The organism is Paenibacillus sp. J31P190 (assembly GCF_059692075.1).
Window position 1 is genome coordinate 1 of record NZ_JCAUAS010000008.1, and the last position, 14,353, is coordinate 14,353.

8 protein-coding genes are annotated in these 14,353 nt (G+C 47.1%); all 8 read left to right on the top strand.

Features of this window, described 5'->3' with window-relative positions:
* Nucleotides 1-172 precede the first annotated feature (172 nt).
* The 8 genes from AC58U0_RS15945 (at nucleotide 173) to AC58U0_RS15980 (ending at nucleotide 14,346) form a co-directional block, all read left to right on the top strand.
* Nucleotides 173-1,996 (top strand): sensor histidine kinase, encoded by a 1,824-nt coding sequence (locus AC58U0_RS15945; protein ID WP_497379942.1) that lies wholly within the window; start codon nucleotides 173-175, stop codon nucleotides 1,994-1,996.
* A complete protein-coding gene (locus AC58U0_RS15950; RefSeq protein ID WP_497379944.1) occupies nucleotides 1,989-3,509 on the top strand; it encodes a response regulator in 1,521 nt (506 codons plus the stop codon). Before AC58U0_RS15945 ends, AC58U0_RS15950 begins: the two co-directional genes overlap by 8 nt.
* Nucleotides 3,510-3,684: 175 nt before the next feature.
* On the top strand, nucleotides 3,685-5,157 hold the full coding sequence (locus AC58U0_RS15955; RefSeq protein WP_497379946.1) for an ABC transporter substrate-binding protein: 1,473 nt from the start codon (nucleotides 3,685-3,687) through the stop codon (nucleotides 5,155-5,157).
* Nucleotides 5,158-5,233: 76 nt separating this feature from the next.
* Nucleotides 5,234-6,172 carry an ABC transporter permease gene (locus AC58U0_RS15960; protein WP_029199042.1) on the top strand — a complete coding sequence of 313 codons (939 nt, stop codon included), beginning with the start codon at nucleotides 5,234-5,236 and terminating at the stop codon, nucleotides 6,170-6,172.
* A 29-nt stretch (nucleotides 6,173-6,201) separates the two neighbouring features.
* Nucleotides 6,202-7,119 (top strand): carbohydrate ABC transporter permease, encoded by a 918-nt coding sequence (locus tag AC58U0_RS15965; RefSeq protein ID WP_497379948.1) that lies wholly within the window; start codon nucleotides 6,202-6,204, stop codon nucleotides 7,117-7,119.
* Nucleotides 7,120-7,165: 46 nt separating this feature from the next.
* Nucleotides 7,166-8,485: a glycoside hydrolase family 125 protein gene (locus AC58U0_RS15970; protein WP_497379949.1), complete on the top strand. Its 1,320-nt coding sequence runs from the start codon at nucleotides 7,166-7,168 to the stop codon at nucleotides 8,483-8,485.
* On the top strand, nucleotides 8,482-11,613 hold the full coding sequence (locus AC58U0_RS15975) for a beta-galactosidase (protein ID WP_497379950.1): 3,132 nt from the start codon (nucleotides 8,482-8,484) through the stop codon (nucleotides 11,611-11,613). The genes AC58U0_RS15970 and AC58U0_RS15975 overlap by 4 nt, the downstream gene beginning before the upstream one ends.
* Nucleotides 11,614-11,616: 3 nt before the next feature.
* Nucleotides 11,617-14,346 (top strand): alpha-mannosidase, encoded by a 2,730-nt coding sequence (locus tag AC58U0_RS15980; RefSeq protein WP_497379951.1) that lies wholly within the window; start codon nucleotides 11,617-11,619, stop codon nucleotides 14,344-14,346.
* Nucleotides 14,347-14,353: the final 7 nt, after the last annotated feature.

The window sequence follows — 14,353 nt, forward strand, 5'->3', positions numbered from 1 at the left end:
AAAGAGGTCTAATAGTACAATTGGTTATTTGTCGCCATTGCAATTTGAACAGTTGTACTACGAAAGTGCAGCTTAGCTAAGTGGTGTCCACTTTCTTGACAGAAGAGCAAATTCATGTGCGGACGCTGATATGCTATAATGTACCCGATTAACAGCAGGAGTTGATGGCAGGATGGGGTTCCGTAAGATGTACCGAAATTACTTAAAAAATAACTTGTTTATGAAGCTGCTTCTCCTGTTCTCATTGATTACCGTCATTACGATTATTTCGTTTTCTTACTTCATGTATCATTCGATGTCGCAAGCGAATATCAATCGAGAGCTGGATATACAGAAGAAGGCAATGACGAATGTGAACAATTATTTGGGAGGGAAATACGATTCAGCGCAGTCTATCGTGTTCGGCTTATATCGGGATAGCTCGCTTGCCGCGGGCATCTCTTTCATGCTGCAGCACCCTTTCCAAGAGTATGTGCAGCATGGTCTGGAGCAATACAATTTAGGCGGCAACACCACGTGGAATGCTGGTCTGCAGTATTTTAAAAATCGGGTGGAAGATGACGAAGATATTCGCAGTCTGATGCTGTACAGCGTGGATCAACAGATCTTATACGTACTGGATCATAACCGGCAATTGAAGATCGTTCCTACGAATGCAGCCCACTCCTACATTCCTGAAGTCATGGCGCTTGATAACAAAAGCGTTACCTTGCCGAATATATGGGTCCGTGAAGCCGCTGGTCAATGGGATAACCATTTGTACTCGATTAGGACCCCCATCAACGACAAGCAAACCTTGAAAAATATAGGGCAACAGGTTGTGTACTTCAGCTCAGACGGTATTTGGAAGATTCTCTTGAATGATAAGGAAGAGTTAAAGGGAACGATTCTCGTTCTATCACCGGATGGAGGCGTCCTGTTTGATTCTTCGGATCAGTATTACGGCAAGCCTTATCCTTACATGAATCAGGTAAGTTCGTTATACGAGAATATTGGTTCGAATCAAAGCGGATATGTGACGAAGTTGACGCAGAGTAAAGGGGATTTTATTGTCGTCGGGATCATTCCGAAAAATGAACTTGAAGCATCCTCAAGGCGAATTGGCAGCACGATCTTTATGATTAGTGCGGTCTGTATCTTTTTCGCCATTTTGATTCCTTCCCTCGTTGTGATGAATGTCTCTAAACGCACCAACCAGATCATTCGCTTTACGCGGAAGGTCAAGCAAGGTGATCTGAATGTACGGATTCCAGATGTGCGAGAGGACGAGCTGGGACAAATTTCTCGGAGCTTCAACGAGATGATCGAAGAGCTGAATCAATATATCGATAGGGTGTATAAGGCGGATATTAAGCAAAAGCATACAGAGTTAACGGCCCTGCAAGCACGCGTCAATCCTCACTTTCTATACAATACACTCGAAGTTATTCGGATGAGGGCTATCTCTCATGGGGCTCATGACGTTGGCGAAATGATTTACAGCTTATCGGCGTTATTCCGCAGCCTGGTACAGCAGAAAAAGATTTACACACTGAAGGATGAGCTTGAAGCTTGCCGCTTATACCTCGAGCTGTTCCAGATTCGCTATAAGGACAAGTTCATGTATTCGATCGAGTGGGATCGGAAGCTGGCATCTACACGCATAATGAAAATGTCGCTGCAGCCTGTAATTGAGAATTATATCGTTCATGGCTTGCGAAGCGAAAGCACCGATAATGAGCTTCATATCCGTGTAAAACAAACGGAAGAGTTCCTTCATGTGCAAGTGGAAGACAACGGAAACGGTATTACGCCGGAGCGTTTGAGCGAGCTGGAGTCCTTCTTACAAGCAGAGGAAACCGAAGGCGAGTCCTTCGGCTTGCGGAGCATCAATCAACGCCTAAAGCTGCTCTACGGCAGCAGGTTTGGCTTACAATTAAATAGCGAACCAGGTAAAGGTACGGTAGTAGACATATGGCTGCCTATGGACGACGGAAAAGAGGGTTATGATGTTTAGGGTTTTTCTTGTGGACGACGAGCCTTTCATTATTGAAGGGTTGTATGACATTATTGATTGGGCCGAAGCGGGTTTGGAAATTGTCGGACATGCCAGCAATGGGCAAAAGGCATTAGATGCCCTGCAGGAAACGTCGGTGGATATTTTGTTGACGGATATTTCCATGCCGGTGATGACCGGTTTGGATCTGATTCGCCAAGCCCGAACGGTTCATCCCGATTTGAAAGTCATTGTGCTCAGCGGTTTCGATGAGTTTACCTACTTAAAAGAAGGCATGCAGCTCGGGATCGAAAATTACCTGCTGAAGCCCATCAATATCCAAGAGCTGAAGGCAACGCTTCACAATACAGTCGAGAAGCTGAATACATTTGAAGAGAATCGGCAAGTTCAGGCCTATAGCAAACAAGTATTGAAAGACAACACGCTTCATCGTTGGTTAACCCATCAGATTGCGCCTTTGGAATTTTATGAACGCGCGGACCTTCTGGGCATGAACCTCGATCGTGCCTATTTGTTAGCTTCTGTAATCCGAGTGGCATCCGATGCAGATGAGGTTTTCGAATTTATCTATGATAAGGTACAAGCCTATGATTGGATCACCGCATTCTTCGATATGGATGGCGATATCGTTCTGCTTGCAGCTATAGATGATGCTGACAGTGGCAGAACGGATTTGACGGCTTTGCTTGAGCAGCTTCAAGCTGATCTTCAGGATCGTCCTCTCCGCATATCTATCGGCAGTGTAGAGCCTCTGCCTGAACAGGCTGGACAAAGCTATACGGCCGCGAAGAAAGCGCAGGAGTATTTCTGGGTATATCCAGAACTGAACATGATTGATTATACGGAGCTTGCTCTGAATCAAGACAATCGAAAGGTCGATTTCTCCATCATAGATTGGCCGGTCTACGCGAAACTAATTATTGCCAAAGATCAAGTGAATTTGCGTGAGCAAATTCAAAACGATTTCAAACGGATTCAAGCGCTTCCGGGCATTACGCCGCATGATTTTCAGAATATCGCGTTTGAGATGATCATTCATTTCAAGCTGGAGATCAAAGCAATTCGCCACACTGAGGAACTAGATGCGTATAATCACGCTTTTCACCGAATCAGGAGCGCAGTTACGCTGGAAGATTTGGAAACGGCCATCCTCGAGATTGCTCATACGACAATTGGTTTCTTAATTTCAGACGTTCGAAGTCCTATTGTGCAGCAGGTTTTAAAATATATCCATCAGTCTTATGCGGAAGAGCTTTCGCTCAAAATGCTGGGGGCGCACTATCATATTCACCCCGTTTACTTGGGACAATTGTTCCATAAGGAAATCAATGAGACGTTTACGGAATATATCAATCGGTACCGGATCGAGAAAGCAAAGGAATTGTTAAAGACAACGAATTTAAAGGTTCATGTCATTGCCAATGATGTGGGCTATTCGGAATTAGGTTACTTTTATAAACAATTTAAAAAATATGTGGGAATCTCCCCAACGGATTACAGAGGATTGCTCTAGGGAAAACTGAGGAGCAGTCCTTTTTTTTGCCGGAAAGGATAAATAGCTGCTTTTTTCTTAACTTTAGACAGGGTTCATTTAGTTTATCGTCTATTTGTAACTGCTTTCATGAGGTACTGTAAAGGTAGCCCAACGGGGCGTAAACAATAGAGCATTTAACAGGGAGGATACAAAAATGAAAAAACGCTTGGTCACCACACTAGGATTGACGCTAGCCGTTTCCATGGCACTTAGCGCGTGCGGCGGCACCAAAGATGCCGGCGGTGCGAAAGGGAATGAAACGACAAATAAACCGGTTGAGTTAATCTGGTACACAATCGGAACACCGCAAAAAGACGTGGACCGCGTCATGGCTGAAGTGAGTAAATACACCGCGGAAAAAATCGGCGTTACCGTGAAAATGAACATGGCGGACTGGGGCGACTACGCACAAAAAATGCAAGTCATGACGGCATCCGGCACACCGATGGACATTATGTTTACGTCTTCATGGGCTTTTGATTACGTGCAAAACGTGCGTAAAGGCGCATTCAAGCCGATTGACGAGCTTCTTCAAAAAAATGGACAAGGTATCGTGAAAGCGCTAGATCCTGCCTTTCTTAACGGCTCCAAAGTGGACGGGCACAATTACGGCGTACCTGCCAATAAAGAGCTTCCAGCTCAAGACGTATGGCGTTTCAACAAAAACCTGGCTGACAAATACAACCTTAGCCTAGATAATGTGAACACACTTGAAAGCTTGGAGCCACTGCTCAAAACAATCAAAGAAAAAGAACCGAACATTTACGGATTAGCCGTGGATAAAAATTTCATGCCTTATGTGCCTTATGATTACATTATTGAAAAAATGCCAATGGCTGTGAAAGTAGACAATGCAGATTTCAAGGTGGTCAACATTCTTGACACTCCGGAAATGAATCAAGCGCTTAAAACGATGAACAAATACTACAAAGCGGGATATGTTCCTACAGAAGCATCGACGCTTTCCTCGCTTAACGATGTGCAAGTAACTGGCAAATGGTTCGCGGATAAAGCGACGAATCAACCGTTTGCGGACAACCTTTGGTCAGCTAGTTATGGCTATCCAGTCGTTTCCAAAGCGGCAAGCCCTGCTTTGATTTACAACTGGTCCGTAATGGGCTCTATGCAAGCGATCTCAGCTAATTCCAAATATCCGGAAAAAGCTATGGAATTCCTGAACTTGCTGAATACCGATCCAGTGCTTCGTAATATGGTCGATTCCGGTATTGAGGGTGTTCACTACAAAAAAGTCGATAACGACAAAATGGAAAATTTACCAGAATCCAAAAACTACGATATGCCGACTTTCTCTCTCGGAAACGTTCTGCTGACGTATAAAGATGTTAAAGATCCTGCGAACAAATGGGAAGAGTTCAAAAAGTTTAATGATACCGGCAAGCCTGCACCTCTGCTTGGCTTCAACTTCGATCCTTCCAAAGTGATCAATGAAATCGCCGCGGTTCAAAACGTAAAAGAAGAATTCTGGGCAACATTAATGACGGGTACTGTAGATCCGGATAAATACATTCCGCTAGCCAACGAAAAATTCAAAAAGGCTGGTTTGGATAAAATCATGGCTGAAGCGCAAAGTCAGATTGATGCTTGGAAAGCAGCTAACAAAAAATAATTCAACATGGTTGATTAGGCGAATGTCCAACATTCGCCTGATCTTTTTCACTACAATGATCTAGAGGGGTGATTTTATGAAAGGAATAGGAGCATTTTTTAAAGATGTTAAACAAAGTAGAGTTCTGCTGCTAATGGCATTGCCGGCGACGCTTTGGTTCCTGTTCTTCTCTTATTTGCCGATGGCCGGTATGGTGATTGCTTTTAAGCAGTACCGCTATAGCCGCGATGGTTTTTGGGCAAGTATTATGGAAAGCAAATGGGTAGGACTGCAAAATTTCAAATTTTTATTTAGCACCAATGACGCCTATATCATTACAAGGAACACACTGCTCTATAATATTGTGTTCATTATTGCAGGGCTTGTTCTTTCTGTAGGTTTAGCGATTGTGTTATCAGAAATCGTCAATAAAAAACTGGCAAAGCTTTATCAAACAGGGATGTTCCTGCCTTACTTCCTATCGTGGGTAATCGTCGGCTACTTCGTGTTCAGTTTTCTTAGTGTCGATAAAGGTATGCTGAATCACATTCTGTCCGGGTTTGGAATCGATCCGATTCGTTGGTATAACGACAAGACGTATTGGCCTCTTATTATCATTTTTGTATATCTGTGGAAATCGGTCGGTTACAGCAGTGTGGTATATTTGGCCGCGATCATGGGGATCGACAAATCGCTGTATGAAGCCGCAATGATTGACGGAGCGAGCAAATGGCAGCAAATCAAGCACATTACGTTCCCTATGCTGAAGCCTCTTATGACAATTCTGACATTGCTGGCTATCGGACGCATTTTCTATGCAGACTTCGGATTGTTCCTGCAGGTGCCAAGAGATTCAGGAACTCTGTACTCAGTAACGAATGTTATTGATACGTATGTGTACCGTGGCCTCAAATCTACCGGAGAAATCGGCATGAGTACAGCAGCCGGTCTATATCAATCCGTTATCGGCTTCATTTTGGTAATGACTTCGAACTATATCGTTAGAAAATTCGATAAAGATAATGCATTGTTCTAAGCTAGGTATAAGGAAAGGAGGACATCCAAATGATTGCTAAACCAATAAAAAGCCGTGACTTTCATAAATTGCCGCCTGCTTTGAATATACTCTTTAATCTTGTCGCGGGGCTGTTTGCGCTCGCTTGTATCTTTCCGTTTTTGTTTGTAACGATCATTTCATTTACGGATGAGAAGTCGTTAAGTACGAATGGATACCGCATTATCCCAGAAAAATGGAGCCTTGAGGCTTATCGTTATCTCTTCAAAGCGGGGGATCAACTGTTGCTTTCCTATGGCGTTACCATTCTTGTAACTGTGGTTGGAACGATTGTAAGCTTGCTGATCACAGCTACGTTTGCCTATGCAATTTCACGTAAAAGCTTTAAATTCCGCAATGCCTTCGGTTTTTTTGCTTTCTTCACGATGCTGTTTAACGGTGGACTTGTACCGACATATATCGTTGTTACACAATTGATGGGACTTAAAGATTCAGTCTGGGCTTTGATTTTGCCTTTGGCCGGAAATGCATTTTACATTATGATTATGCGTACTTTCTTCGTCACATCTGTTCCTGACGCCATTATTGAATCTGGGAAAATCGACGGGGCCGGTGAATTTGGGATATTCGTCAAACTAGTGCTGCCGCTCTCGCTTCCGGGACTAGCCACTATAGGTTTGTTCAGTACTTTGGGATACTGGAACGATTGGTTTAATGCATTGCTCTATATCGATACACCCAAACTAGTACCTTTACAATCGATGTTGATGCGGATTGAGAACAGCATGCAATTCCTGCTCCAGAATACCAGCAACCCTTCTGTTGGCGTAGGCTTACTGCAATCACTGCCGCAAGATACGTCCCGTATGGCAATGGTTGTTCTGGCAACCGGGCCGATTATTTTTGCTTATCCGTTCTTCCAACGGTACTTTATCCAAGGCTTGACGATTGGTGCCGTGAAAGAGTAACGTAAAAGTGCTTTCTTCGAAACTAGAAAAATTTGGAGGACTTACCGTGGAACAATTCAGACTGCCGAAAATTCCGATGCCGAAACTGGAGCTGCCAAAGGCCATTCAAGAAGTATTGCTGGAAGCCGAAGAGAAGCTGGCGCATCGTCCGAAGCTGCTGCAGCTATTTAAAAATTGTTTTCCTAATACATTGGAGACGACGACCAAATTGATGGAGGATGGCACGACCTTCGTCATCACCGGAGATATCCCTGCGTCATGGCTGCGCGATTCGGTGGAACAAGTTATGCACTATGTGCCATTTGCCAAACAGGATTCTGATCTGCAGCGCATCATTAGCGGTTTAATCAAGCGTCATATCCAATATATTCATATCGATCCGTATGCCAATGCGTTTAACGAATCAGCGAACGACTGGCACTGGAACAAGGCGGATCAAACGGAAATGTCGCCATGGGTATGGGAACGTAAATTTGAACTGGATTCGTTGTGCTTCTCGATGCGGCTGGCTTATGCGTATTGGAAGGAAACGGAGTTAACGGATATTTTCGATGCGGGATTTAAAGCTGCGATGTTTAAAATCTACGAATTGTTCAAGACGGAACAATACCACTTTGCAAAGTCGCCTTATCGTTTCACACGCAATAACGGAATTCCGACGGATTCACTGCGCAATAACGGGATGGGGATGCCGGTGAATTACACGGGCATGGTATGGTCAGGCTTTCGTTCAAGTGACGATGCCTGCGACTTTCATTACAATATTCCAGCGAATATGTTCGCGGTTGTGGCCCTTCGCCACATGCAAGAATTTGCGGAATGGGTGTTCAGGGATATGGACTTCCTCCATGACCTGAAAGCCCTTGAAGCGGATATTGACCATGGAATCCAGCTGTATGGTATCTATCGTCATCCCGCGTTTGGGCCGATTTATGCCTATGAGACAGACGGCTTCGGCAACTATTGCTTAATGGATGATGCGGGCACGCCAGGGTTGATGTCAATTCCGTATCTGGGTTACGTATCGGCGGATGATCCGATCTATCAGAACACAAGACGATTCGCGTTAAGCAAAGAGAATCCGTTTTATTTCGAAGGCAAAGTTGCCAGAGGCATCGGCAGCCCGCATACGCCGGACGATTACATTTGGCATATGGCCTTGTCCATGCAGGGCTTGACGGCTTCCACAGATGAAGAGAAGCTGGCGATGATCGCGATGCTTGAAGCAACGGATGCAGACACCGGGTTTATGCACGAGGGCTTTCATGTCGATGATCCAACGATTTTTACGCGGAAATGGTTCGCCTGGTCGAACAGTTTATTCTCCCAGTTGGTGTATAAAGCGATGAAGGATGGTTTACTATGAGTCGACCGGTCATTATTTTCTATGATGCTACATTTCCGATCAGCAATTCCTGTGAAGTGAAAGCTGATCTACTCGCGGAGCAAGGTGCTGTTGTTGTAGGTGCCGATGCACTTGGAGAAGCTCTCCGGTCGACGGTTGATGGATGCTTCGTTAATCTGCATGCCCCGTATTTCCCTAAGTCCGCATGGCCGGAAATCCTTGCATTCTTGAAACGCGGCGGCGGGCTGCTAAGTATTGGCGGCGCAGCCTTCAAGCGTCCGGTGCGCCGGGAAGCCGGTGGCTGGCATATAGAGTCGGAGCAGACCGCTTATCATCAGCAGTTGTACATTCATGAAATACTTCGTGTTGAAGCCGTTCCAATGCGCTCCTATACCGCGTTAGAAACCTTGCCGCTGCTTCAGGGGCAGGAATCGATGTTCGCGCTTGCAGATACGTGGAATCTGGTTCCGCATACGACACGCAACAGCGACTTGCCCGATCAAATGGGCGCTGCGGGTACCATGAGCACACAGATCTATCCGCTTTTGAAAAGCATCAGTAAGGACGGCCGCGAAGTTGCTGCGCCTGTCGTTCTTTGGGAAAACTCGCGAGGCACGTTTATCGGCTCGCGATGGATGTTTGTTAATGTACCGCTTAGTCCTTCGTTTTGGAGCGAAGGCGGTGCCCAAGCATTGATGGCGTGGGCGGCATTTTGTGCGAATGGCGTTACAGAGCTGTGGATGAAGCCGAATTATGCCAGCTTCGAGCCGGGAGAGCATGCCATGCTGACGCTTCAGACTCAGCTTATCGGAGGGCTCCAAGCTGGAGCTGCCTCGAAGCAATGGACGTTTGATCTTCGTGTAGCGCATGAGGGTGGCGCACAAGACGTGTGGACCCATCGTTTGACAGCTCAAGTGAATAAAGAATTCAACGTGGTCCGCATCCCGGTACCGCTAGACATACAACGTGGTTTATACCGTGTCACTTGCACGGCAACGTCTGAGGATGGCGAGCTTCGTATGCTTCGCCAAGGCTTCTGGGGACACGATCCTTTGCTGCTCGCGGAGGGACAACCGATAACAATCGGTCGCGATTACTTCATGAAAGACGGACGTCCGCTGCCGATTGTCGGCATGACGTATATGACCTCCGATGTCGCTCGCAAATTCTTGTTCCTGCCCAATAGCGATGTCTGGGATCGAGACATGGCCCAAATGGCCAAAGCCGGCATCAATTGGATCCGAACAGGGATTTGGACGGCTTACCGCAATATCATGCAGGTGGACGGACATGCTTCCGAAGAGGTTCTGAGAGCAATTGATGCTTTCTTCTTAACGGCTAAGAAGCACAATCTCCAGGTAACGTTCACCTTCTTCTCTTTTACGCCAGAAACTTGGGAAGGGGTTAACCCTTATCTTGATCCGCAAAGCGTAGAGGCACAGAAGCGGTTTATCCGCTCCATTGTTTCACGTCACCGTGCGACGACGCATGTGGATTGGGATCTGATCAACGAGCCATCCATGTTTGATCCCGCACTGATTTTTTCCGCGGGACCGCGTTCCACTCGGGATATCTACGAACAGCAGGCTTTTGTAGAGTGGCTTAAGCAGCGCCATGGCAGCATCGAGCTTCTTCAGGAGAGATGGAATATGTCGCCTGAACAGCTTCCGACCTTTGAGTCAGCGGCTATTCCCGAAGCTGAAGAAATCAATTTTGACGTGCAGGATATGCACAAGGGCAAGAAAGGAACTCGCTGGCTGGATTACTGTTTGTTCTCTATGGAGATGCATAACCGTTGGGCCAAAGAGCTCTACAATACGATTAAAGAGATCAGTCCTGATCATCTCGTTGTGGTCGGTCAAGATGAAGCGCTTGGCGCACAGCGGCCTTCTCCTTTGTTTTATGAGGAGGCAGTGGATTATACAACCGTACACTCGTGGTGGCTGAACGATAACCTCGTTTGGGACGGCATTTTTGCCAAAACAGCGAATAAGCCAAATGTTATTCAAGAAACAGGCATCATGTACGTGGAGACACCGGATGGACGCGCTAAACGCTCGGAGAACGAACTGCGAAGTCTGCTGGAGCGCAAATATGCCTATGCATTTGCTACCGGAGGCGCCGGTGCTATTCATTGGATTTGGAATACTAACTTTTATATGGATAATGCGAACGAATCGCATATCGGTGCGCTTCGTGCTGACGGCACAGAAAAGCCAGAAGCTGATGTTTCTTACGATTTCGGGCGGTTTATGGCTGAAATCAGAGATTTGTTCCAGGATCGGTCGTTGGAGGATATCGTAGCGATTTTCCCTTATTCGAACGATTTTTCCAACCGGAAATTGGCATTTGATGCGACGACTAGTATGACGCGCGTGCTGTCCTATCAAATGAAGATGCCGTTCCGTGCAGCATCGGAGTATCATTTGGATGCGCTGGAGGACCAACCGGCGAAGCTGATCCTGCTGCCGAGCGCGCATAATTTGGATGAACAAGCTTGGTTGAAGCTTGTAGATATCGTACAGCGTACGGGTGCAACGCTGCTTGCGACAGGTCCGATCAGCATTGATGCGTATTGGAAACAAACGCCGCGTCTAATCGATGAGCTAGGTGAAGCAGAGCTTCACAACGTACGCCGAGAAGAAATGCTTGGGCTGCAAGGTGCAGCGCTCCCGGTTTCCTTTGACAAGCGTCGAATAGCTGAAGTCGTGAAGGAAGTGCGGACTGGACATTCAGCCGCGGGAACAGAGTCTGCTAACGCAAGCGATGCGGTTGTCGATATTTCGCTGGGCAAAGGCAGACTCATTTGGAGTCCGCTGCCGGTTGAATTGAACGAACGATTGGATACGGTCGCCCGCCTGTACCGTTATGCCATCGATGCCGCGGGCTGTGAAAGCGGATTGGAATGGCTGCAAGGCGGCGACATTGCAGGTGTATACGGAAGGAAGTTAAGCTTTAAGAACGGCTTCCTGTATGTATTCGTATCTGAATTTGCATGGAACGTGGATGTCAAAGTGAAGGATACGGATAGCGAGGCAACTTATGCATTTACACTAGAGAAAGAGCGTTCCGTTCTCTTTGCTGCTGATGCCGAAGGCAATCTCATCTCCGTGTACCGTCCGGAGGCAGTCCATATTGAAAGGAGTTAAACGATGAGTACCAAGAGAACCGCTCATATCATTTCCCATACGCATTGGGACCGGGAATGGTATTTACCCTATGAGAAGCATCATGTTCGTCTCGTTAAGCTAGTAGATACGCTGCTGGATAAAATGGATCAGGATCCGAATTATCGCAGCTTCTTTTTGGACGGACAAACGATTATTTTGGAGGACTACCTCCAAGTTCGACCGGATCAAAAGGATCGACTGACCAAATTCATTCAGGACGGCCGTATTTTAATAGGTCCGTGGTACATTTTGCAGGATGCGTTTCTGACCAGCGGCGAAGCCAATGTACGAAATATGCAGATTGGGCATCAAGATGCGAAGAAATATGGCGACGTATCGAAGATCGGTTATTTTCCCGATACGTTCGGACTTGTAGGCCAAACACCGCAATTGATGCAGCAGTCCGGAATCACGAATGCTTTATTTGGCCGTGGCGTGAAGCCGACTGGCTTTAACAATACCGTGTCGGACGGTGATTATGAATCGTCATTCTCGGAACTGCTTTGGGAAGGACCCGATGGTTCCCAAGTGCTTGGCATACTATTCGCCAACTGGTATTCGAACGGCAATGAAATTCCAGTAGACCAGGAAGAAGCGAAAGCGTACTGGGAGCGGAAGCTAGCGGACGCGGAGAAATACGCATCGACTGGCGAGCTGCTCTTTATGAATGGGTGCGACCATCAGCCGGTTCAGTTGGACTTGCCTGAGGCGATTCAAGCTGCGCGCGAGCTGTATCCGGATACGACCTTTGTTCATTCGAATTTTATCGATTACTTGCAGGCAGTTCAGCGTTCCTTGAAGCATGAACTTTCTACGGTAAAAGGTGAGCTTCGCAGTCAACGGACAGACGGTTGGTCTACACTCGTGAACACAGCATCCGCTCGTGTTTACTTGAAGCAGATGAATCAGCTGGGACAAGCGATGCTGGAAAAAGTGGCTGAACCGCTGGCAGCTTTCGCGCACGTCCTCGAAGTTGAGGAGAAATACCCGCATCATTTGTTCACGTATGCTTGGAAAACATTAATGCAAAATCATCCGCACGATAGCATTTGCGGCTGCTCTGTAGACGAAGTGCACCGCGAAATGGTGACTCGCTTCGAGAAAAGCCGGCATGTAGCGGAATCGATCGTCGATGACAGCAAACGTGCGATTGCTGAAGCGATCGATACGTCGAGCTTTGCGCAAGCGGGCGAAAGCGCCCTGCCGGTCGTTGTTTTCAACACCTCCGGTTGGGAGCGTACCGGCGTAGTGAGTATCGAGCTTGATGCCTTGCGTTTGTACTTCCGTGATGGCTACACGCTTGAAGAAGCAAGCAGTTTTGCGAAGGCGGCGGATCTTTCAGGCCGTACGCTTGTGGATGCGCTGGGGAACGCTATTCCATGCACAATCGAAGATCTCGGACTGCAATTTGGTTACGATTTGCCGGACGACAAGTTCCGTCAGCCGTATATGTGTCGTAGAGTGAAGCTGACTTTTGAAGCGGAGAAGGTTCCTGCTTTAGGGCTGAAGACGTACGCTTGGGTGAAGAGAGAAGAAGAGATATCAACTTCTTCGCTGCTAGCGGGAGACCGGGTACTGGAGAATGACTCGCTGAAGATTCAAATCGCGGATAACGGTTCATTCACGTTGACAGACAAGAAGAATGGCCGTACTTACCGGGACTTAGGCGTATATGAGAATACCGGGGATATCGGCAACGAATATATGTACAAACAACCAGATGGCGAGACGCCGCTTACAACACGCGGTCTAGCTGCACATATCCGTGTGTTAAAGGATACGCCCTATCAGGCATCTATTGAGATTGTACACGACTGGGAAATTCCCGAGTCGGCGGACGAATTACTAGAAGAAGAGCAGCGCGATTTGATCTACTATCCACACAGAAAAGCGCAGCGGTCTGCTCGCATGGTACCTATGCAGATCCGTACCATTGTCAGTCTGAACCGCGGCGGCAAAGGAGTAGAGATCGAGGCCACCTTCAACAATCAGGCTAAAGATCATCGTTTACGGATGTTGTTCCCATCCGATTTGAATACACAAGTTCACCGCGTCGATTCCATGTTTGAAATCCCGCAGCGCGACAACACGCCGACAGCTGAATGGGAAAATCCAAGCAATACGCAGCATCAACAGGCATTCATTGATGTAAGCGAGGCGGAGGCAGGTCTTGTTGTTGCTAACCTCGGATTGAACGAATACGAAGTTCTGCGGGACGGACGCAATACGATTGCCGTGACGCTGCTTCGCTCGGTTGGCGAGCTTGGCGACTGGGGCTTGTTCCCGACGCCGGAAGCGCAGTGTCTGGGCGAGCACACCGTCCGAATGACCATCATTCCGTATAGCGGCGAAGGGGAACAATACGGCGCTTACGAGCAAGCCTACCAGTTCCAAATTCCGTGGACGTTATGTCAAACGTGCATTCACACTGGGCGCATCGCACCTACGTATGCACCATTCCGTTGGGAAGGCGATAAGATGGCCTTTTCTTCCATGAAAATGAATGAAGGAACTGGCGATGTGCTGCTCCGTTGGTACAACATGAGCTCCCAAAACACTGAGCTCAAGCTAAGCTCCAACATACCTCTCTACTCCTTCTATAAGAGTACGATTATGGAAGTACACGGGGCGAGTATTGATGCTGATGCCGAAGGTCAAATGTCTTTGCTGACAGGCCCTTGCGAAATTGTTACAATCGGGATTCAACGATAAGACAAAA